Annotated in this window: 20 protein-coding genes and 1 pseudogene; 15 read left to right on the top strand and 6 right to left on the bottom strand. The window is 49.2% G+C overall.

The features are described from left to right. Nucleotides 1-17: 17 nt before the first annotated feature. Nucleotides 18-677, top strand: coding sequence for a hypothetical protein (locus HP435_RS19055; protein ID WP_173599831.1), 660 nt, complete (start codon nt 18-20; stop codon nt 675-677). Between the two features lie 625 nt (nt 678-1302). Here HP435_RS19055 and HP435_RS19045 read toward each other — a convergent pair. The 3 genes from HP435_RS19045 to HP435_RS19035 all read right to left on the bottom strand — a co-directional run bounded on the left by HP435_RS19045 (nt 1303) and on the right by HP435_RS19035 (nt 4914). Continuing rightward, nucleotides 1303-2175 (bottom strand): discoidin domain-containing protein, encoded by an 873-nt coding sequence (locus HP435_RS19045; protein WP_173599832.1) that lies wholly within the window; start codon nt 2173-2175, stop codon nt 1303-1305. A gap of 647 nt (nt 2176-2822) precedes the next feature. Next, nucleotides 2823-3947, bottom strand: a complete 1125-nt coding sequence (locus HP435_RS19040; RefSeq protein ID WP_173599833.1) for a hypothetical protein — start codon at nt 3945-3947, stop codon at nt 2823-2825. 397 nt (nt 3948-4344) lie between these two features. Continuing rightward, nucleotides 4345-4914: a DJ-1/PfpI family protein gene (locus tag HP435_RS19035; RefSeq protein ID WP_173599834.1), complete on the bottom strand. Its 570-nt coding sequence runs from the start codon at nt 4912-4914 to the stop codon at nt 4345-4347. Between the two features lie 254 nt (nt 4915-5168). On the opposite strand from HP435_RS19035, the gene HP435_RS19030 reads away from it, so the two are divergent. The 3 genes from HP435_RS19030 (at nt 5169) to HP435_RS19020 (ending at nt 7031) form a co-directional block, all read left to right on the top strand. After that, nucleotides 5169-5732: a hypothetical protein gene (locus HP435_RS19030; protein WP_173599835.1), complete on the top strand. Its 564-nt coding sequence runs from the start codon at nt 5169-5171 to the stop codon at nt 5730-5732. Between the two features lie 415 nt (nt 5733-6147). Beyond that, a complete protein-coding gene (locus HP435_RS19025; protein ID WP_122964858.1) occupies nt 6148-6447 on the top strand; it encodes a hypothetical protein in 300 nt (99 codons plus the stop codon). 20 nt (nt 6448-6467) lie between these two features. Further along, nucleotides 6468-7031 carry a hypothetical protein gene (locus HP435_RS19020; RefSeq protein WP_173599836.1) on the top strand — a complete coding sequence of 188 codons (564 nt, stop codon included), beginning with the start codon at nt 6468-6470 and terminating at the stop codon, nt 7029-7031. A 95-nt stretch (nt 7032-7126) separates the two neighbouring features. On the opposite strand, the gene HP435_RS19015 is transcribed toward HP435_RS19020, so the two are convergent. Further along, nucleotides 7127-7303, bottom strand: coding sequence for a hypothetical protein (locus HP435_RS19015; protein WP_173599837.1), 177 nt, complete (start codon nt 7301-7303; stop codon nt 7127-7129). Nucleotides 7304-7484: 181 nt separating this feature from the next. On the opposite strand from HP435_RS19015, the gene HP435_RS19010 reads away from it, so the two are divergent. The 6 genes and pseudogenes from HP435_RS19010 to HP435_RS18985 all read left to right on the top strand — a co-directional run bounded on the left by HP435_RS19010 (nt 7485) and on the right by HP435_RS18985 (nt 14109). Beyond that, nucleotides 7485-7730: a hypothetical protein gene (locus tag HP435_RS19010; RefSeq protein WP_173596952.1), complete on the top strand. Its 246-nt coding sequence runs from the start codon at nt 7485-7487 to the stop codon at nt 7728-7730. Between the two features lie 136 nt (nt 7731-7866). Beyond that, complete coding sequence (locus HP435_RS19005; protein WP_173599838.1) at nt 7867-8019, top strand: hypothetical protein; 153 nt, start codon at nt 7867-7869, stop codon at nt 8017-8019. A gap of 295 nt (nt 8020-8314) precedes the next feature. Next, nucleotides 8315-8527 (top strand): annotated as a pseudogene (locus tag HP435_RS19000) (arginase family protein); the annotation flags it as partial. Further along, on the top strand, nt 8511-9698 hold the full coding sequence (gene gltS, locus HP435_RS18995) for a sodium/glutamate symporter (protein ID WP_122964861.1): 1188 nt from the start codon (nt 8511-8513) through the stop codon (nt 9696-9698). The pseudogene HP435_RS19000 and the gene gltS, both read left to right, overlap by 17 nt. Nucleotides 9699-10292: 594 nt before the next feature. Then, a complete protein-coding gene (locus tag HP435_RS18990) occupies nt 10293-10859 on the top strand; it encodes a TetR/AcrR family transcriptional regulator (RefSeq protein WP_122964863.1) in 567 nt (188 codons plus the stop codon). 73 nt (nt 10860-10932) lie between these two features. Beyond that, the gene (locus HP435_RS18985) at nt 10933-14109 is read left to right on the top strand and encodes a bifunctional cytochrome P450/NADPH--P450 reductase (RefSeq protein WP_173599853.1); all 3177 of its coding nucleotides are present in this window, start codon (nt 10933-10935) and stop codon (nt 14107-14109) included. 85 nt (nt 14110-14194) lie between these two features. Here HP435_RS18985 and HP435_RS18980 read toward each other — a convergent pair whose 3' ends face one another. Further along, a complete protein-coding gene (locus HP435_RS18980) occupies nt 14195-15109 on the bottom strand; it encodes a DMT family transporter (RefSeq protein WP_122964864.1) in 915 nt (304 codons plus the stop codon). Between the two features lie 209 nt (nt 15110-15318). On the opposite strand from HP435_RS18980, the gene HP435_RS18975 reads away from it, so the two are divergent. From HP435_RS18975 to HP435_RS18960, 4 genes are all read left to right on the top strand, one after another. Then, on the top strand, nt 15319-15822 hold the full coding sequence (locus tag HP435_RS18975; protein WP_173599839.1) for an Lrp/AsnC family transcriptional regulator: 504 nt from the start codon (nt 15319-15321) through the stop codon (nt 15820-15822). Between the two features lie 104 nt (nt 15823-15926). Next, nucleotides 15927-16721, top strand: coding sequence for an HAD family hydrolase (locus tag HP435_RS18970; RefSeq protein WP_173599840.1), 795 nt, complete (start codon nt 15927-15929; stop codon nt 16719-16721). A 174-nt stretch (nt 16722-16895) separates the two neighbouring features. Next, nucleotides 16896-18188, top strand: a complete 1293-nt coding sequence (hcp, locus tag HP435_RS18965) for a hydroxylamine reductase (RefSeq protein WP_173599841.1) — start codon at nt 16896-16898, stop codon at nt 18186-18188. 158 nt (nt 18189-18346) lie between these two features. Further along, complete coding sequence (locus HP435_RS18960; RefSeq protein ID WP_122965462.1) at nt 18347-18853, top strand: hemerythrin domain-containing protein; 507 nt, start codon at nt 18347-18349, stop codon at nt 18851-18853. A gap of 20 nt (nt 18854-18873) precedes the next feature. Here HP435_RS18960 and HP435_RS18955 read toward each other — a convergent pair whose 3' ends face one another. Then, complete coding sequence (locus tag HP435_RS18955; protein WP_122964868.1) at nt 18874-19128, bottom strand: hypothetical protein; 255 nt, start codon at nt 19126-19128, stop codon at nt 18874-18876. Between the two features lie 245 nt (nt 19129-19373). Between HP435_RS18955 and HP435_RS18950 the strand changes: the two genes are divergently transcribed. Further along, nucleotides 19374-20903: a nitrate/nitrite transporter gene (locus HP435_RS18950; protein WP_122964869.1), complete on the top strand. Its 1530-nt coding sequence runs from the start codon at nt 19374-19376 to the stop codon at nt 20901-20903. Nucleotides 20904-20978 lie beyond the last annotated feature (75 nt).

Here is a 20978-nt window from a genome sequence, read left to right as displayed (position 1 = left end):
TGCCAAAAGGGCATGGGATGGAGTTTTTAATTTTCGAAATTCTCACCAATAAAGTAATTAAATCTTCCGTGTTTCTTACCCTCCATGAGAGAATGAATATAGCTACCCGTTCGTTCAGGGGGCATCATGATTGCATCACAAAAAAATCAAGCGAGGCGAGCATGGACCAAATCCAAATTTACGTTACAGATAATTCTGAGTGTCTTGAGTTTGAGGCGGAAAGCAGAGGTTGCCGATTTGATGTCTACGTTAAGTTCAGCGATGAGTTATTCAGTATTAAAATTTATGATATTGTGCGGCTAACCCAGGACTTTGAAAGCGAGGTTGCTTCAAAAGGCTTTTACTCTGTTGATCCTAATGTAGTATTAGTTCCAGCGGTGACTAATACGCATATTTGCACAACTGTCATGTCGCTTGCAAAACAGAAGTATTTCAGTCAAATCAAACCGCTTTGTGCTCAGGAAGTGGAAAAAATCATGAAGGATCTCTCACCGATATCTCTGCCAACGTCGTTTTACGATAATGGACGATTGGATAATCGGGAGGGGCAGACAGCGAAAGTGCCAAGTCGATTCAGAGAACGTGAATGCAGGGGAGCAGCCATCGGTACATACGTGTCAAAACATATGATTGTTGTGTGTGGCATTGCGGCTGAAGACGACGAGGAACGTAGATAGCTGCGATCAATGGGGGGCAGTTCGGCACGAAAGCAATTACCATCCACCAGCCATGGGTGACGCTGATCGCTTTGGGCGAGAAACGCTTTGAAACTCGGAGCTGGGGTACGTTTATTTTTATGTGCAAGATATTGTTGTGCGTCCGGAGTTTCAAAAAATGGGGATAGGGACAATCTCATGCTCTATCTAAAAGAGAGTGCTCCCGACCAAGCTTTTATCGGTCTCTTTTCGTCTAACGAAGGCAAGAAACTGTATGAAAAATACGGCTTTCAGCAGTACCCTGCTTTAACAGGAATGTTTCGAGTAGCGCCAATTTAGCTAGTTGTAGGCTCCTCCAAGGTTGGGGGAGTCTTCGTTTTTATCTGTTTTATCATAGTCGTGAGGCTGCTGCGTGGGAAATATTCCCCGAAGTCGCACTTGTTTATCTATGGTTAACATCCTACATCGTCTGCGGAATAATTCATGATCAGCCGCTAAAACTTTGTGCAATGTTGAGTGAATTGATCGAATCGATAGGAACTTCAACTGTTAAATGATGAGGAAATCTAGTGAATATCCATGAATCATATAATAGCTGTAAGGCGTAAGTACATAAACGGCGCCCTCATGGAGGGTGCCGTTTATGTTATTTGCTATATTCCATGACTTCAAAGGATTGGATTTTGTTGAAGGCTACGTAATCTTTTCGTGATGTAAACGGCCCCTTATTAAAGTTCTTTTCAAATATGTATGTTTCGTTGCCGCGTCCATCTGCACGATTATTATACCAATTAATGAAACTTTCTACTTCAGTTGAAGATAAATCAAATTCTTTTTCAAGACCACTAATCATTTTAATAACAAGTAATGCACGCTCTCCAGCTGGCGTAGGATCGGGAGTTGGATCAGGATCAGTGTTTATGAGTGTGTCTCCGATCATTTCCAATTCCATAATTCCTACAGAACTCCCAGTCGGATCATAATAACTATTTAAAACGTTGATACGATAGTATCTAAAGTATTTCTTATTATTCGTTTCTACTGTTACTGGAGTTCTATCATTTTCTAACTTCCCTTCGGTAACAAGGGACCATGTTGTATTATCATTTGACCCATATAATTTCCAGTCCTTGATAAGTGACTTTACGGAGTCATTGTGGAACAAAGGGGTTATAGTAATTTGATTAACCTTCTTTTTTTCAGTTGAACCGAAATCAACTTTTAAAAAATGGCCGCCTTCAGGCGGTGTTGTTGCATAAACGTACCAAAAATCTAAGTGATTAAAATCAACAGAATCATCAAATGCTTTCCATCCATAATCATTACGTCCACCAGACCCATAATGGGCGCTTTCACTAATGACGATGGGAGCAGGTTTATCGAAGTCAGTCATTGCTGGAACAAGATCTTTAGTAGGCTGTTGATCTTCTGCTAAAGCAATGTTTTGTCCCGAAAATAAGATAGAAAATGCCAGTACAAGACTTACTAAAATTGAGTTATACCCTTTTGCAAGACGCACAAGAACCCTCCTTATTTTTCAAAAAAAGATAATAGGAACCAATAAAAATATAGAGCACTGAGTTAGTTTTTGCAAAACAAAATATGGAAATTTTTTGAGCCTAAGGTAGAGAGTTTTTCTTAGTTAAGTCTAAGCAACATTGTTGCCGAGATGATTTTATGGACGGACGATTACAATCAAAGTCAGGGGCGGATCAGGCAACTGAATAGGGCCTTATTGCATCATCGTCACAAGATGAGAAATGCTGAGCGGATTCACTGATCTAGCAAGTAACCCACTTAGCAGTAATTAAGAGAAAAGAAGCCCCAAAGGGACTTCTAACGATGCCCTCATCTTCTAGCTACATGCTTTGCATTTGCTATACAAGCAGAAGAGGGGGGACACTAAATAAGTAGGTTTAATATTCTCGCTATTATTACGAGTGCTCCAATAGCAAACATCAAGAATCCAATGATTTTAAATAACCAATAATCATATTGGCTATGAGGATCGCTTGCTGATCCAATTATTCTAGAACGTAATTTTTGGACGTCCTTGGTTCTGAACGCAGTGAAAAAACCTATAGTGGAAAGGATTAAAAGTGCGATTAATATCCAAGGCGAGTCATTCAAGAAATATACACTCCTACTATTGATGATTTAATTTGATTAACCAAAAATAGATCGAATTACTCTTTCGACAATATTTCTATCGTTACTCTCCTTTTCTTCTCGGTCTCTTGATCTTTTTTCTCTAAATAGGTCCTTTACGTCCTCAACAATGTCTTTAACAGGCTCTACAATGTCCCTTTTAATATCGAGAATTTCTTTAGTTCCTCCGTAAGTAATACTGCCACCAATTGGTACTTTTCCTGCTACACCAACTTCGAGTCCCGTTGGAGAACTACCTGTAGAACTGTAAGGTTTAGTGAGCCCTCCTGAAATTGGTCCAAGTTGTATGCTTTCATTTATTGCAGTTCCTGAGATGAAATCTTCTGGTTTAATATCATCAGGTATGTAACCAGCTTTACCACTGAATCCGACGTCAAAGCCAATCCCGATATTTCCTCCTATGTATACCTTTCCGTTTTTGTCAATTGTGATTGCGGCACCACCACCACCGCCTGCAATTGCACTTCCACCAAATGAAATATAATCAATTTCTCCAACAGGACCTTCAAAAGTATTTGTTGAGACCTTTTTCTCTTGTTTTATGTATTCAGACTTAGAATTTGTTATAGAAGGCTGAGAAGGTTGATTGCTAAGTATTTTGATTAGATTCTTATTGGGGAGCGTAGTCTGTGCTTTCAGCTTAAGTATGGCATAGGGGTCATAGGTGTCTTTGTTAGATTTCGGTTTAGTATTGGTATAACCATGTAAATCTTTATCCTTATCTCTATGGTCTTTCACAACAACACCATGTGCTTCTTTATCTTTGTCAATACGTTCTTTTACAACAGGCTCTTGTTTTGAGGATTTATTATCGGTGGTTATTGAGCCTGAGTTCCCGCTATGAGTGCCTTCTGGAATGGATTTGGCGATTACTGTTGATTTCGGTTGGACAGTCGGATTTTTTTCATTTTGGGGAGTGGACAGGGCTGGTGTGACTTGACTGCTCTTATAAGCTTGTTGTGCTGCTGGACTAATTTGAACGGAGTCACTTTTTGGATTTGTGGTTGTTACGGCTACTTCTTTAGGCGGAGAGGCTGGTTTAGTTGGAACTGTAACTTTTGTAGTTTGCGAAGTGTTACTTTTGCTAGGTGTGTAATCACGAATAGATATATTTTTTGCCATAAATGCCTCACTCCTATATCATTATTCAGAATATATTAGGAGTATCGGAGAAAAAACCAAAATTGTTAATATTTAGTTATTGGTTGGTTTGAGATGCTTTAACTGATAAGCTAAGCAGAAGATATTATCCTTTTGCAAGGCAACTATGGTTTCCGTCAGATAAGACGGTTCTTCATTTCAAACAAACAAGGAAATCTGTTCGGCGATTTAACCAATCTATATATACCTGTGTTATTGGAACCAAAACTACTCGTTGGTGATGTTCCAAGATTGAAGGCTACAAAAACGACCCGCTGTGTTCTCAACCCCTAAACTACAATGAAAAGTAGAAGAGGTTGAGAGTGCTTCTATGATGAGTGGTTCCTTGACCGATTGCAGTATCGATAGCAACTTGCAGCTACGACATCGACGGCTCTCTAAAGTATGCCAAAGGATTCTCATCATCAGGCTCTACACCGCCAAGCCTTCGCAACACTTCCTCTGCAAAATCAAGATAATTGGAGCCTGTAGCTGTAATCACGTTCTTATCGATGACAAGCCGTTCATTTCGCTTGTTTTCCCAATTCATCACGTGCTCGTATTCCAGATCACTCGGTTCAATAGAGGCAGTATAGGCAATTTCATTGAGAATGCCGGCTGCGCCGAGCAAGGAAGGCCCACCACAAATCGCTGCGATTAATTTGTTTTGTTCGTAAAATGCCCGAATAACTTGTATCAATTTTTGGTCGTGCAGAAACGGATGGGGGGCGCCGCCCGGAATAACCAGGGCTGCAAATTCGTCAACATCGATATCTTGAACGGATCGGGCAGGAAGGTAACATAGCGTAGATAAGGCTGTAACAGCCTCTCCTTTTGGCTTGGTCGAAAAAGTAACAAGCGTGTAGTCGGTTCTCTTGAGTGCCGTGACTAATGTAATTACTTCAAATTCTGCGAATGAGTCGTAGAGGAACAGCAGCAGTTTTTTCAATCCAATCATCCTTTTGCGGTTTGTGGCGCTTCTTTTGTTCGTTGAATTGTGAATAGTATAACATTTGGGTGCGTCTACGACTTGCTTTTGCATGGAAGTGCTGAAAAAGAAAAAAAGCCCCAAAAGAACTGTTAACGATGGCCACGCCTTCTTGCTGTGCGCTTCGATTTCATTACCAAGAGGTTAATGGTACAATCGATGCAGATAGCGATAGAAGAAGACGCCGGAAAACGACGAGGAAACGGGGGAACAGCGTGTCTTTTGTATTATTTTTGCCAATTGGGTTTATCGCGGTGCTTGTTGCCATTGTCATGGCTTTTGTCGGGATGAGGAAGGACGCGCAGAAGCAAAAGAATGAAGCCAAACGAATTTTTAAGAGAATGAACATCATTGCGGCTGTAGGATTTGTTTCCATCGCGCTGGGGCTTTTTGCTCCGAGTGGACAGAATGAATCGACGGAAAAGGCAGTTCCGGCCAAGGGGGCGGAGGAGTCCGCGGTCCTTCCGGCTGAAAAATTGGCCGAGCTTGAAAAAGCGATGCTAAAGGACTATCACGAAAATTTCTCGATGACATCGTGGTACCAAAAAGAGCTGAAACTGGCGATCGCGAAGGGCGAGCAAGGTTTTTACAAGCTTGGCCTTTACACCGGATTGACGGAATCAGAAGAAAGCAAGAAAATCGCTGACCAGCTGACGCATCCGTTTTTGGGCATGGTCAATGAAAACGGAGCCGTGCTCCAGGGGCACGTGCAGACGATCGATGTTTTTGGAAAAGAAGATAAGCTGTTACTGAGCGTCAAAAATCCGATAGTGAATTAGCGAACGAGGCGGCTGCGATTGCGCCTCTTTTTTGTCGGCAGAGTGCGCCCCTAATCAGAGAAAAACGCTTTTTCATGGACTGTAAGAACGTGTATCAAGCCAAAGAATGTTATCTTTTTGGGGAAAAGATGAGACGGATCAAAAGCATTGTTGCGAGTAGTGTTAAAATAAGCTCGAAATGTTGGTCAATAAAGATGCCTTTGTATGAACAGACGATTCGAACCGTGAAGTAAAGCGATAACATCAACACCAGCGCCAAAAAGTAGCCCCGCTGATTTCGCCAGTAGTACAAATAAATGCCCTCCTTTTGCTTGAAATTGAAATTCGAATTGATTTCGTTTATTGTAAATTATACCAATTTATGAGCGCTCAACAAACAAACTCCCCCAATTTTACAAACGGAAGTGAACATACGATGATCCCCTTGAAAGACTACCCGCACACGAAAGAAAGCCTGCTCCACTTGCTAAAGCAATCATGTGCCCAAGCAAACTCGCACACCGCGGCGGAACTGGCGGAATGGTGCTGGCTTTTTTGGTCGCGCTGGAGAGCAGATGAGGATGACTTGTTTCAGCAGACAGACGAATTGACCATAGACATCGTCATGGAGATTGCGGAAAAGTGGGTAAGCCAAGAAGGAGCACACGCTGCCCACGATGTGCAGTTCTCCAAGAAACAACTCGCAAAGTGGCTGGAGCGATTGGGGGAACATTAACCAGAGCAGGGAGAGTGCAGATGATTCCCGATGATGTAAAAGAACGGTTGAAAAAGAAATACAATCTGGAGGAACCAACGCCATTCAACTCGGAGCAACGACTCCCACCTCCGAGAAATAGGACAGAATATCCGGCAACTACAGAGTTTCATATAGACCCATACAAAGGGGCGGGAGAGCTGTTGCTTGGCATGACTCCCGACGAAGTGCAGGCCGCGCTGAATTTTCAACCTCGTGCGGGGCGCAGGTTCCATTATGGTACGGATACATATGACAAAATGGATGATTACCGTTGTTGTTTTGTGTATTTTAGAAATGATACCAATAAATGTAATTTTATGGAGTTTTATTCGGAGCGGATTTCGGTCATGTTTCATGGAAAAAACCTCATGAATATTCCTTACGAGGAAGCAGAAACGTTTGTCAGGCAATATGATCCTGACATCCAAACGAACGGAACGGGTTTTGTTTCATTAGCATTGGGCTTTGGTGTTTATGCCGAATTTGCCTTCGAGAACACAAGTCTTCCCGTTGAAACCGTGTGTGTATTTGAAAAAGGGTATTTTGCTAAGAACAAGGAATAAAGGTGATGCCGTCTTCAAGCCTAAAAAAAGGCCAGCATGTCGAGGGGATGGATCAGAGGGGCGTAACCGCGTAACAAGTTGGTAAGACAAGATGCCTACTCGTAGTGCGGCGCCGAAGGATACATATAGTCCAGCAACTCGACCAGCCCCCACAAAAACAGCAGCATGACAACGAGACACAGCCATTTTCCCGGCAGCGACCTGACCTGTACGATTACACCCCAGGCAAGGAGAAAGATGACGACAAACGCGACAGAGAAAAAGTCATACATACCGAGCGCTCCTTTCGCCATGAAGTACGTGTTTGGATGAGATTGGTTACAGGCGGCGGCAGGTGAACAACCAGGCGAAGCGGGCAAGAGACGCGAGAGCAAGTTTAATCGGCAGCGAAAAGCTGTTTTTATGACAAACAAGCATCCACATGAAAAGGCACTAATCTTCGCGGAGGCGCTTATGGCTTATACATACGATCAATTTACGCTTGATTTGTTCCAAGGCAGAGAAGTGGAATTTACGTATAAAGAAAAACGCTACTCCATCACGAATACTCCAAACGGCCGCTGTTTTTGCCAATATGGCGCGGAGGATGCCGCATGCTTTGCCAACCCGCAAGAACTCATTGCCAGGGTCAGGATTGAGGAAAAGTCGTTGGAAATGCTGTTTCGATCGAATGAATTTGTTTTGGAAGTTCTCTATTAAAGAAGCCGGATTGGTAAATACACCATTTCGCAGCCGTTTTTCAGTACATCCGTCAACAGCCTCCGGGATATCCGGGGGTTTTTTCAGGTATGCGGGACTTGGTTCATTTCATGAGGACAGAAAGAGCGAGTCGGCCATGGCAGAAATGGCAGGCGAGGGGAGCGGAGCAGAGCAGGGAGTGGGCAAAGGGCGATTGGACAGGGGGAAAAAGCTGGGACAGGCCAGAAACAAGCAGACCAAAGACAAACAGACAAAAGACAAAACCAGGGAGCTGCTCCACTGGCATTAGAAGCGTTATGCACGCACAAAATCCGCAAGCCAAAAAGAATAAATAACAATCCCGAAGAGCAAAGCGACAATGCCTTGCGTGCGATTCCCGTATTTCAAGTGAAACACACCCATCGCCAAAAAAGAGAAGAACAGCCCGGAAGTCGCCCAAAGCGCTCGCGGCTCGTTGCGAAGCTTTGCTTCTCTGTACAGTCAGATGCTCATTAAGATACTGATAATGGGGGAAAACATAGCTTGCACCTCTTGAAAATGAAAGTAAGTGGCACTCCGGCTGCATGTGTGCTGGTTGGGAAATAGTGAGTGCCCCATCGCCTTTTGGCTTGACGCCTTTGATCGTCCGCAGTCTAATTCGTACCGTTGCCGCTCATAAGAAAACGCTTTCTTTCGATGTTTGTGAAGTGAATCCGCTGTTGGATGAAAACGGGAAAACGGTGAAGCTAGGTGCTTATTTGACGAACGAGGCCATCGCGGGATTTTTAGGAGGAGACAACAATGACACTCGCACTTAATCAGGTCAGTACCATTTTTCTGTCTGTCGCTTTGCTCGTTTTGGGAAGCTTTCTGGTGAAAAAAGCAAGCTTGCTGCAACGATTTTGCATTCCGGCGCCCGTGGTCGGCGGGCTGTTGTTTGCGATTGTCGCTACAGTGTTGAAAGCGAGCGGGGCAGCGGAGATTTCCCTGGACACGTCTTTGCAAAGCTTGTTCATGCTCACGTTTTTCACTACGGTGGGACTGGGAGCGAGTTTCAAGCTGATCAAGCTGGGCGGGAAGCTGCTCGTCATTTACTGGATTGCCTGTGGCTTTTTGGCTTTGGCGCAAAATGTGATCGGTGTTTCGCTGGCCTCGCTGTTCGGTATTCACCCGCTCATCGGCATGATGGCTGGCGCCGTTTCCATGGAAGGCGGTCACGGTGCTGCGACGGCTTTTGGTCAAACGGTGGAAGATTTGGGGATTCCATCTGCACTCGCGATCGGGATTGCTGCCGCTACGTTCGGTCTTGTAGCCGGGGGATTGGTCGGCGGGCCGACCGTGAAGTATTTGATTGCGAAGCACAATCTGAAGCCGACGGAAGTGGAGGACACAGCGAAAAACGTGGAAGAGGCGGCGCAGCCTATCGTCACGAACGCTTTTTTCACGCAAGTATTGCTGATCACGTTTTGTATGGCGGTGGGCACATACTTGGGCGGACTGTTTTCCACGGCGACGGGATTTGTTTTGCCTGGTTATGTGGGAGCGATGTTCGTTGCTGTCATCGTTCGCAATGTCGTTGACAAATTCAAACCGGATGCGATTGATATGAAAAGCATCAACCTGATCAGCGATGTGACACTCGGAATCTTTTTGTCCATGGCGCTGATGAGCATCAAGCTGTGGGAAGTAGCTGCCCTGGCGCTTCCGATGCTGGTGATCGTGTTCGTGCAAGTGGTCTTCATCGTCTTGTTCGGCATCTTCGTTTTGTTCCGTTTGCTCGGCAAAAACTACGATGCGGCTGTAATGGTGGCGGGCTTTACGGGTCATGGCCTCGGTGCCACGCCGAATGCGATGGCGAATATGGCGGCAGTGACGGAGCGCTTCGGCCCATCGCGAAAAGCTTATCTGGTCGTGCCGATTGTCGGGGCCTTCCTGATCGACGTGTTTGCGATGCCGATTATTATTACGACGATAAACTTGTTGAAGTAAGACGAGAAAATCCCTGTCCATGGTGTGATCCGCGGACAGGGATTTTTACGTGGGGCTTGCTTATTGCAGCAGCATCAACCGTTTGCGCTTGTGAAAGCGGGAAATACCCGTTGGTAGCGCATGCTTTGCTCGCCGACGACGTAGTAAAAGAGGTTGACGGCTCGGCATGCGTAATTGTAGCACTGAGCTCGGGCGCTCAGGTACAGCTGCTTTTCCTCTCCCCCCTCCACTTTGTTCAAAAGCCTCACCTCAGCGATTGTGCCGAACGTAGATGAGTTTCCGACCGGGCGAATGTGCACGTTTATTTTGATGGCTTGATTGCAGGAAAAACATTTTGGAGCATCCGTGAATTTCACGAACAATCCCCCCTCGATTCGTTTTGAAACAGTATACAATTCATCCTTTTTTTCTCAAATAGTTCCAAAGAAGCAGTTCGGTTTGCAAGCCAGCCGATTCTTGAACAATCCGTGACCAATGCGGTTCTTGTGTTGAAAGAAATTGGAAGTTGATATACATTTGTATCGAATGATAGATAAAACTATCAAAAACAAGCATGAATGTGCGACCATGAGCATGAGAAAGTAGGGCTGCCGAGTGAACCATCCCCGATCTGCCATAAAAGAAGCGCGGCTTCGCGCCATTTTGGATGCCGCTACCGAGTTGTTGATTCAAAAGCCGACAGCGTCGCTGAACGAAATCGCCGAATATGCGGGGATTGGCATCGCTACGCTGCATCGGTACATCGAGAGCAGGGAGCAGCTGATGCTTCAGTTGGGGCTGCGTGCCCTTCAAGTTGTGGGGGAGAGCATGCGACAAATCCCGCTCGATGAGGAAAAGCTGGAGGACTACATCCCGGCGCTGATCGAGGCGCTGATTCCGCTTGGCGACAAAATTTACTTCCTGACGCACGACGCGACGCTTTATTACAGCGAGGAAATTATCGCGGCCGAGCACAAGCTCAAAGAGCCGGTTTGCTACGCGATCCGCCTGTTGCAGGAAAAAGGGATCGTGCGCCAGGATATGAGCGTGGATTGGGTCTGGAATGCGCTGTACATGCTTGTTTTCATTGCGTGGCAGCAGGTGCAGGATGGGCGTCTCGCCAAAAGGCCGGCAGCGCAACTGGTCACGGATACATTGTTTCACGGGGTAAGCGCCAGGTAACGAAGTCATCGCCGTCCGGCAGGAAGCAAGGCCATTTCATTGCGAGAGGATGTTGCATGTGAGCGAAGCAGTCATGATTCCGCAACCGAAAACGTACGGTCCACTTGGCAATTTGCCGTCTATCGACCAAAGTCAACCGATTTTGTCCATGGGCGATCTGGCGAAGGAATACGGCCCGATCTACCGTCTTACGCTTCCCGGTTTCACTACTTTGATCGTCACAGGGCACAAGCTGGTGGCAGAAGTATGTGACATTACCCGCTTTGACAAGGAAGTCAGCGGAGTGCTGGAAAATGTGCGCGTATTTGCAGGGGATGGCTTGTTTACGAGCCGGACAACCGAGCCGAACTGGCGAAAGGCACACAACATTTTGCTGCCGACGTTCAGCCAGCAAGCGATGAAGGGCTACCACGACATGATGGTCGATATCGCTTCGCAACTGGTGCAAAAGTGGGCGCGACTCAATCCAAACGAGACGATTGACGTGGCCGACGACATGACCCGGCTCACCCTCGACACGATCGGGATATGCGGCTTTAACTACCGCTTCAACAGTTTTTACAAAGAAAAGCACAGCCCGTTTATCGAGAGCATGGTGCGCGCGCTGAACGAAGCGATGCACAAAAGCTCGCGGCTCGCGATCCAGAATATGTTGATGGTGAAGACGCGCCAGCAGTTCCAGGAAGATATCCAGACGATGTTTTCCTTGGTCGACAAAATCATCGAGGAAAGAAAGCGGAACGGAGATCGCGGTGAAGCCGATTTGCTGGCACGCATGCTCCATGGCAAAGATCCGGAGACAGGCGAAGGGCTGGACGACGAGAATATTCGTTACCAGATCATTACGTTTTTGATCGCCGGACACGAGACGACGAGCGGACTGCTTTCCTTTGCGCTGTACTACTTGCTGAAAAACGAGAGCGTGCTGCAAAAGGCATACGAGGAAGTGGATCGGGTGATGACGACGCCGATCCCGCAATACGAGCAAGTGCAAAAGCTCAAATACATCCGGCTGGTGCTGAACGAAGCTTTGCGCCTGTGGCCGACCGCGCCCGGATTCGATTTGTTCGCCAGGGAAGATACGGTAATCGGCGGGATGTATCCGGTCAAAAAAGGTGAGACGGTCAGCGTCATTTTGCCGCAGCTTCATCGGGACAAGGATGCGTGGGGCGAGGATGCGGAAGAGTTCCGTCCCGAGCGGTTCAGCGATCCGGCAAAAGTGCCGCATCATGCCTACAAGCCGTTTGGAAACGGCGAGCGTGCGTGCATCGGCATGCAGTTTGCGCTGTATGAGGCGACGCTCGTGCTCGGGATGATTTTGCAAAATTTCCGGTTGGTCGACTACGCCAACTACCAGTTGAAAGTAGCGCAGACGCTCACGATCAAGCCGGATGGCTTTACGATTCGCGTCCGGCAGCGCACAGACAGAAGCGCAGTGAGCGTACCTGCCGACAAGCACCGCGAGCAGGCAACAGGAAACGCACAAGCTCCCGTGAAGCCGCAAGCAGCGAAAACGCCAGTAGGTGCCACGGCTATTCCGCTGCTCGTCCTGTACGGATCGAATCTCGGAACGGCCGAAGGCAAAGCGCGCGAGCTGGCGGATGCGGCGCGCCAGTACGGTTTTGCCAGTGAAGTAGGCGTTCTCAACGACTGGGCGGGAAAGCTGCCGACAAAAGGAGCTGTTCTGATCGTAACCGCGTCCTACAACGGCAGACCTCCGCGAAATGCGGCCGGCTTCGTCAAGTGGCTGGAGCAGGTGCAGCCGGGGGAGCTTGCGGGCGTGCAGTTCGCTGTGCTCGGATGCGGGGATCGGAACTGGTCGAATACGTATCAAAGTGTCCCAGTGTTCATTGACGAGCAGCTCGCGAAAAAGGGCGGCACGCGACTGTCCGGGCGCGGGGAAGCCGATGCGGGCGGAGATTTTGAAAAACAGGTGGACGATTGGCGCGAGACGATGTGGAACGACTTGACGGACGCTTTCGGCCTGCAACGGGAAGAGCAGGCAGAAGGCGAGCAGCCGGAGCTGCAAGTCCAGTTTGTGGCAGGACATCCAACCGTTCCGCTGGCGGAGGCGTATGATTGCGTCCAGGCGACTGTGCTGGCGAACCGCGAACTGCAACAGCCAGGCAGCGGTCGCAGCACGCGGCACATCGAGCTTGCCTTGCCAGCGGGAGTCATCTATCAGGAGGGCGACCACATCGGCATCTTGCCGAACAATCGTCCGGAGATCGTCGAGCGGATTTTGCGCCGATTCCGTTTGCAAGGCACGGAGCAGTTGATTTTGCGCGTTCACGGGCGAAGCGCCGTCCATCTCCCTTTGGATCGTCCCGTCAGCTTGCGCGATCTGCTGTCGACGAGCGTCGAGGTGCAGGAAGCAGCTACCCGCGCCCAGTTGCGAGCGCTGGCCGCCTGCACGGTGTGCCCTCCGCACAAGCGGGAGCTGGAAGCGCTGCTGGATGAGACGGTCTACGCCGAGCAGGTGTTGAAAAAGCGGCTCACGATGCTCGAATTGCTCGAAAAGTACGAGGCTTGCGAATTGCCTTTTGCCAAGTTCCTGGATTTGCTGCCGCCGCTAAGGCCCAGGTATTACTCGATCTCCAGCTCTCCGATGCACTGGGAAGATCAGGCCAGCTTGACAGTGGCAGTAGTGAACGGGCCTGCCTGGAGCGGCCAGGGGCAATACCACGGAGTAGCTTCTACCTTTTTGGCAGAGCGCAGCGCCGGAGAAAAAATATGGATGTTCGTCCGTACTCCCGAGTCGGGCTTCCAGCTGCCAGAAAATCCGCTGCTGCCGATCGTCATGGTCGGTCCGGGAACCGGGATCGCACCGTTTCGCGGGTTTTTGCAAGCGAGAGCTGCTTTGAAAGAACAAGGAGTGCCGCTTGGCGAAGCCCACCTTTATTTTGGCTGCCGAAACGAACTGGACTTTTTGTACCGCGAGGAGCTGGAGCAATACCAAAGAGACGGCATCGTCACCTTGCATACGGCTTTTTCCCGCTCTCCCGGCATGGTCAAAACGTACGTCCAGCACCTGCTCGAACAAGATGACGTGTACTTGGTCGACTTGCTCGATAACAGAGGGCGCTTGTATGTGTGCGGGGATGGTACGCACATGGCGCCGGATGTGGAAGCGACTGTGTTGCGGATTTACCAGCGCGTCCGTGGCGCGGACCCGGCGGAGGCGCAAGCGTGGCTTGAGCAGCTGCAAGCGGAAGGCCGATACGCCAAAGATGTCTGGTCGCGGACGTAAACGAGTCGTTGCGGCCAGGAGCTTTGGGGGAAGGCAAAAGCATAAAAACCGACCTGTCGTTAAAACTGGGTCGGTTTTTTCGTGTTTACGTTTGCCGGGCGGTCAACTGGCTGGTCGCCACTGCTTTTGCTTTCGTTTTGCCATATGAAAACAGAAAGCATCCCGCAATCACGATGCTGCTGCCCACTCCTTGAATCCACGTCATCTGCTCGCCGAGAAACAGGAACGCCAAGATTGAAGTGAAGATCGGATTGAAATTGAGGAAAAGGCCGGAAGTAGTCGCGCCCAGCTTTTGCACTCCGATGTTCCACAGCACCATGCACACGACCGTGGAGATGACCCCGGTATACAAAAGCGAGCCGACAAACGAGCCATTCCAATCAGATACGGCGAAGTCAGCCAGGTTAAAAGGCAGGAGGATCACCAGGCCGAAAACAGCCGAGTAAAGAATCGACATCATCGGAGTCGTCTTCGTCATGGCCCATTTGCTGCAAATCGAGTACACGCCCCAGACGCCAACAGCGGCCAGCATCCACAAATCACCCGAGTTGAACCGCAGGGAGAGCAAGTAGTCGGCATTGCCTTTGGACAAGACGAGCAGCACGCCTGCGAGCAAGAAAACCATGCAACCGATTTGGAACATGTTGATTCGTTCCTTCAGAAAGAGAAAAGAAAACAGCGCAATCGAGATCATGTTTAACGTCGAAATCAGTCCGACATTCGTCGCAGTTGTCCTCTCCAGCGCAAGAAATTGAAACAGATTGAAGAGGACGACACCTGTAACCCCCATCAGTACGAGCGGCAGCACGGCTGCTTTTGGCGGCAAAAGCTTTTTTTCTTTCCACCAGACCATTGGCAACAGACACACGATCGCAATTAGCCAGCGCAGGCTGGTCAACGTAAGCGGGGAAGCGTGCCCGACGAGCGATTTTCCCAGGACGAAGTTTCCGCCCCACAACAGGCTGGTGAGCAATAGCAACAGTACATAACGATTTGGCATAGCAAATAGCCCCTTTTTCATGAACGGTGTCGTTTGGAATCAGCTTGTTAATGAACATAACATTTTTGTTGAACATTCAAAATAAGATTCTGTATAATAAGGAAAATTCGAAATAAAACTCACGTAAAGTATCTGTACAGGAAATTTCATTCGTTACAGACAAGGAATCTTTGGCGTTTTTGGAAGAATGAAAAGAGGGTGGTAACCGCATGGAAGCATTTGTAAGCAAGGTGCTGGATCAGGTCGACATTCACATCCTGGATGTGTTGCAAAAAGATGCGACGATCAGCAATGCCGAACTGGCGCGGAGAGTGAGTTTGTCGCCTCCCGCGACGCATACCCGGGTGAAGCGTCTGGAAGCGGAAGGCTATATCAATCGGCAAGTGGCGATTTTGGATCAGGAGAAGCTCGGCTTCGACCTTTTGTGCTTCGTGTTTATCAGCACGAACATTCACCAGGAAAAGGAGCTGGAGACGCTGGAGAGCGCCCTGCGTTCCATGCCGGAGGTGCTGGAATGCCACTGTTTAACCGGGGAGTACGATTACTTGCTCAAGGTCGCCATCAAGGATCGCAAAGGGTTGGACAGCTTCATCCGCAAGCTGAACCGACTGGGCATTTCCCGGTTGCAGACGAACCTGTCGCTGCGAGAGATCAAATCTTCGACCGTCTTGCCGATTGCGGCGGAGGAACAGGAACAGCTTGACAGCTTGTAGGAAGCTTCGGCTGATTTTTCGCAGAAGTCTGTTGATAAAACAGCCGATTTCCGTAATCATAGAGGGAGAGACAGATGACGAGCAGGAGAAGGGGACCGAGAGAAATGGCAATCAAAGCGGTTTTATTTGATCTGGACGATACATTACTGTGGGATGAGCGCAGTGTAAAAGAGGCGTTTCAGGCGACTTGCGCGGAAGCTGCCAAGCATTACGAGCTGGACGGGGAACGTCTGGAAGCGGCCGTGCGCCAGGAAGCACGGGCGATGTACGAAGCGTTCGAAGCATTTCCTTTTACGAAAATGATTGGCATTAACCCGTTCGAAGGGCTGTGGGCGCAATTTGCAGAAGGCAAGCAGCAGGAATTTCGCCAGCTGCAATCGTTCGTTCCGACGTATCGGAAGGAAGCCTGGACGCGCGGCCTGCGTGCGCTTGGCATAGAAGACGAGGCGCTTGGACACAAACTGGGAGAGCTGTTCGTCGCTGAGCGGAGAAGCCGCCCGATCGTCTATGAAGAAACGTTCGAAGTGCTGGACCAGTTGAAAGCGAAGTACAAGCTGTTGCTGCTCACAAACGGTTCGCCTGACTTGCAAAAGGAAAAGCTGGCTGGCGTGCCAAACCTCGCTGCTTATTTCGACCATATCGTCATCTCCGGCGATTTCGGACGAGGCAAGCCCGCGGCGGAAATTTTTGAACATGCGATGAGTCTGCTGGGCATTACAGCGGAAGAGGGCGTCATGATCGGCGACAAGCTGACGACGGATATTCAAGGCTCGAATGCAGTCGGCATGCGCAACATGTGGATCAATCGGCACGGCGCGACTTTGGCGGGGGATATCACCCCTGTGCACGAAATCGTGAGCTTGCGCGAGATTCAGACGATTCTCGATACAGTGGAGTAACACGGCTCCATTCACGTGGAAAAGACAAGCCCGCCAAACGCTTTGGCGGGTTTTTTGCCGTGAAGAAGCTGATTTTTTCAAAGCATCCGAAAGTGTGATGTTTATCACCACGCCCAAGTCGCAGCCGCCGTATGATCAAGAGGAAGATCAGCCAACACAGAGGAGGAAATAAAGATGTTTTGTTATCAATGTGAGCAAACACCGACGGGCGGCTGCAAGGTAATCGGCGTATGTGGTAAAAACGAGGAATTGGCGAGCATCCAGGACACGATCATTTTTGCCCTGAAAGGGATCGCCGCCTATGCGACACATGCGAGACAATTGGGGTACATCGATCCGGAAGTGGATGGGATCACGCAAGAAGCTTTATATTTCACGCTGACAAACGTTAACTTTAACCTAGAGGAACACTTGCAAATGGCAATGAAAGTCGGGGGCGCAGCCATCAAAGTGATGGAATTGCTGGACAAGGCGCACACAGATCGCTTTGGCATTCCAGAGCCGATTACCGTCTCCCAGAACAAAATCGAGGGACACTGCATCGTTGTGACCGGGCACAATCTGTTTGCGCTGCGGGAACTGTTGGAGCAGACCGCAGGCAAAGGCATCAATATATACACCCACTCGGAGATGCTGCCAGCGCACGGTTATCCTGAGCTAAAGAAATATTCGCATCTAAAAGGCAATATCGGCAAAGCGTGGTTTGACCAACGGAGATTGTTTGAAGAGTTTCCGGGGGCGATCCTGGCGACGACCAACTGTGTGATGCCGATCAAAGGCACTTATGCGGACCGCTTCTTCTCCTACGATATTACGGGGCTTGAGGGCGTGACCAAAATTGAACACGACGATTTTACGCCACTCATCGAACGCGCGCTTGCCTTGCCAAAAGCCCATATCGAATCGGAGCAGACGCTGACGACCGGGTTTCATCACGAGACGGTATTGGGAATAGCGCCGGAAATCATCGATGCCGTCAAGGCTGGGCAGATCAAACGCTTTTTCGTCATCGCCGGATGTGATGCGCCAGGCAAAGGCGGCGACTACTATCGGGAATTGGCTACTTCCTTGCCGCCAGAAACCGTCATCCTGACAACTTCCTGTGGCAAGTTCCGCTTCAACGATGTGGATTACGGCGTCGTTCCGGGCACCAATATTCCGCGCTACATCGATCTGGGGCAGTGCAACAATTCCGGTTCTACAGTCAAGATCGCGACAGCGCTGGCGGAAGCGTTTGGCTGCGGGGTCAATGAATTGCCTGTGAGCATCGTCCTCTCCTGGTTTGAGCAAAAGGCCGTCGCAATTTTGCTCGGATTGTTCAGCCTGGGCATTCAAGATATCCGAATTGGTCCCAAGCTGCCGGAGTTTATCCAGCCAGGCGTGCTCAACGTCCTTCAAGATTTGTTCCGGATCAAATTGATTGGCGATGCGCAAGAAGACATGAAAGAAATGCTCGGCGTGCATTAATGGCAGGAAAAGATGGCTGTCCCTTGTGGGGCGGTCATTTTTCTTTGTTTGCCGAAAAAAGGAGGGGGCGCAAGGGGGAAGGTGTGACGTACTTAACAGCGTCTCTCCCTCTTTTCCATTACAGTAGATTTGTGAAAAGAAAAGGGAGGGGAAGCATGATGCCGTTTGGATGTTCCATGGGAATGACTCCGGAAGAAAACGCTCTTTGTGCCGCTTTAACCCAACTGAAAACAGAACACGGTCCGCTCGTGGAAAAAATGGTGGAACTTCAGCGACTTGCCACACAGTTTGTGGCTGCCGACGCGATTCGCAAAGAAGAATTGCTAACGGAACTGCAAACGAACGCAAACGCCTTTATTGCCGAGCTTGAGCCTCACTCCGCGAAGGAAGAAGACGTATTGTTTACGATGATGGCCAAGTATGTCGGGAGGGAGGCGGGGCCTATTGCCGTGATGGAATACGAGCACGAACAGGCGAAACGCTTTCTGAACCGCTTTTTGGAGGATGGGTTCCCTGACTATTTGCAAAGCGCTGTCGAGGTTTTGCTCCAGCATTTTCAAAAAGAAGAGCAAGTGCTGTTTCCCATGGCTCAAAAGCTGCTGAATGAAGAGGAAAAACAGGAGCTTCTGGAAAAAATCGCGCCGCAACACCCAGAGCGCTTGTGAGCACAGCGAAGGCAAGCCCTCTAGTCAACCAAGCTGTGCTCGATGAATTGCTCTTCAAGTGCTTTCAAATCGTGCGCCCAAAACTTGATGACTTCCAGGGCAATCTGGTGTTGAAGCTCCGCCTTGCTTGTCAGCTGGAGAACCACCTTTTTCCGATAGTCGGAATGGATGCTGTAAAACGTACAGTCTGCCTGCTGTCCCTGGATCGACAGCTGCTTGTAATAGGGAAAGCCGCATAGAAAAAAGACATCTTGTATATCGGCAATTGTCATCATCTCATGTCACCTCGAACTCAGTCGTGCCCCAAGCATAGGTCAAGACAAGCTGGATTGACTGTGCGTACGATCACACGGTTCCAAACGATTTTGTGAATGAGCGCGATTGTGATTTTCCTCACAACGAAGCGTCGAGGATGAGGATAAGGTAAAAAGGGGGATGAGCATTGGGAGTTCGGCCTGACACAGAAACATCCTCGTCTGGCCGACTCCGTTTTTTTCCTAACGAAAAGGAGTGGTGATAGATGGTTCGCAAAATTCAGCTACCCTTGCAAACATTCAGCCTCGTTGCTGGATTCATGGTCTGGGTCATCTTGTCTTCTTTGATGCCGTTTATGAAAGAGGAATTGCAATTGTCAGCAGGACAAATCGCCTGGATTACGGCGATACCTGTCTTGCTGGGCTCCTTGTTGCGTATTCCGATTGGCTATTATACGAATCGCTTCGGGGCGAGACTGCTGTTTACCGTCAGCTTTCTTCTGCTGCTCGTGCCTGTGTACTACATAAGTGAAGCACGTTCGGCGGCGGATTTGATGATCGGAGGGTTTTTTCTGGGGATTGGCGGCGCGATCTTCTCGGTAGGCGTGACTTCCTTGCCCAAATATTATCCGAAGGAAAAGCACGGCTTCGTCAACGGCATTTACGGAGTAGGCAATGCCGGGACCGCGCTCTCCACGTTTTTCGCGCCCATCGTGGCGAAGCAGATTGGCTGGTCGGGCACTGTGAAGCTTTATCTGGGGTTGCTCGTGCTGTTTGCACTCCTTAACTTCGTCTGGGGCGACCGTAAAGAAACGCGGGTTAAGACTCCCGTGATGGAGCAGATCAAAGGGGTTTACCGAAATGAAAAGCTGTGGTTTCTCAGCCTGTTTTACTTTATTACGTTTGGCTCGTTCGTCGCTTTTACCGTCTATTTGCCAAACTTTCTCGTCAGCAGCTTCGGGTTGGATAAAATAGACGCGGGCATGCGGACAGCGGGATTCATTGCGCTGGCTACCATCGCCCGGCCGCTGGGAGGCTGGCTCGGAGATCGCTTCAATGCTTTGAAGGTGTTAATGGTGGTCTTTGCCGGACTGAGCTTGTTCGGGGTCGTTCTGTCGTTCTCGCCGTCGTTGCAGCTGTATTCGATCGGATGCCTGGCGATTGCTGTCTGCGCGGGAATCGGGAACGGGACGATTTTCAAAATGGTTCCGTACTACTTTTCCAAGCAAGCCGGGATCGTCAACGGGATCGTTTCCGCGATGGGCGGGCTTGGCGGATTTTTCCCGCCATTGATTCTCTCGCTATTATTTAGCCTTACAGGTCACTACGCTATCGGGTTCATGGCCTTGTCCGAGGTAGCGTTAGCCAGTCTGATCCTCGTCTTCTGGATGTACTATCAGGAAAAAATGCAGTTGGCCAAAACGATCGTCGACAACACGGGAGAAGCCATCGTCATCACCGATACGAAAGGGATCATCCGCGATGTAAATCCCGCTTTTTCTGCGGTGACGGGCTACGAGCGTCATGAAGTGGTCGGCAAAAATCCGAAGCTGTTAAAATCCGGGATGCAGGAACCTGGCTTCTACCAGCAGATGTGGCAGCAGATTGCCGCCACAGGCTTTTGGCAGGGCGAAATCTGGAACAGGCGCAAGAGCGGCGAGGTTTATCGCCAATGGCTGACGATCAGCTCGATCCGGGATGAAGCGGGAGACGTCCAGTATTACGCAGGCATGTTTACCGAGTTGACACCACAACAGCTTCAACCAGGCAATCCGGCAGTTTCTGCGACCAGCTAGAAAAAAAGGCAGCCATGTTCGCGTGGCTGTCTTTTTTATACAAAAAAACGCTGCACGCGCTCTCCTGCTTGGAGG

This window comes from Brevibacillus sp. HD3.3A (assembly GCF_013284375.2).
GTDB lineage: Bacteria > Bacillota > Bacilli > Brevibacillales > Brevibacillaceae > Brevibacillus > Brevibacillus parabrevis.
This window is presented reverse-complemented; position numbering and strand designations above follow the sequence as displayed.

Bases quoted from the DNA above. Each gene is read 5' to 3' on its own strand.
- HP435_RS19055 (WP_173599831.1), top strand. From the start codon at position 18: ATGGAGTTTTTAATTTTCGAAATTCTCACCAATAAAGTAATTAAATCT.
- HP435_RS19040 (WP_173599833.1), bottom strand. From the start codon at position 3,947: ATGGCAAAAAATATATCTATTCGTGATTACACACCTAGCAAAAGTAAC.
- HP435_RS19025 (WP_122964858.1), top strand. From the start codon at position 6,148: ATGATCCCCTTGAAAGACTACCCGCACACGAAAGAAAGCCTGCTCCAC.
- HP435_RS19020 (WP_173599836.1), top strand. From the start codon at position 6,468: ATGATTCCCGATGATGTAAAAGAACGGTTGAAAAAGAAATACAATCTG.
- HP435_RS19015 (WP_173599837.1), bottom strand. From the start codon at position 7,303: ATGTATGACTTTTTCTCTGTCGCGTTTGTCGTCATCTTTCTCCTTGCC.
- HP435_RS19010 (WP_173596952.1), top strand. From the start codon at position 7,485: ATGGCTTATACATACGATCAATTTACGCTTGATTTGTTCCAAGGCAGA.
- HP435_RS19005 (WP_173599838.1), top strand. From the start codon at position 7,867: ATGGCAGAAATGGCAGGCGAGGGGAGCGGAGCAGAGCAGGGAGTGGGC.
- gltS (WP_122964861.1), top strand. From the start codon at position 8,511: ATGACACTCGCACTTAATCAGGTCAGTACCATTTTTCTGTCTGTCGCT.
- HP435_RS18985 (WP_173599853.1), top strand. From the start codon at position 10,933: ATGATTCCGCAACCGAAAACGTACGGTCCACTTGGCAATTTGCCGTCT.
- HP435_RS18980 (WP_122964864.1), bottom strand. From the start codon at position 15,109: ATGCCAAATCGTTATGTACTGTTGCTATTGCTCACCAGCCTGTTGTGG.
- HP435_RS18975 (WP_173599839.1), top strand. From the start codon at position 15,319: ATGGAAGCATTTGTAAGCAAGGTGCTGGATCAGGTCGACATTCACATC.
- HP435_RS18970 (WP_173599840.1), top strand. From the start codon at position 15,927: ATGGCAATCAAAGCGGTTTTATTTGATCTGGACGATACATTACTGTGG.
- hcp (WP_173599841.1), top strand. From the start codon at position 16,896: ATGTTTTGTTATCAATGTGAGCAAACACCGACGGGCGGCTGCAAGGTA.
- HP435_RS18960 (WP_122965462.1), top strand. From the start codon at position 18,347: ATGCCGTTTGGATGTTCCATGGGAATGACTCCGGAAGAAAACGCTCTT.
- HP435_RS18955 (WP_122964868.1), bottom strand. From the start codon at position 19,128: ATGATGACAATTGCCGATATACAAGATGTCTTTTTTCTATGCGGCTTT.
- HP435_RS18950 (WP_122964869.1), top strand. From the start codon at position 19,374: ATGGTTCGCAAAATTCAGCTACCCTTGCAAACATTCAGCCTCGTTGCT.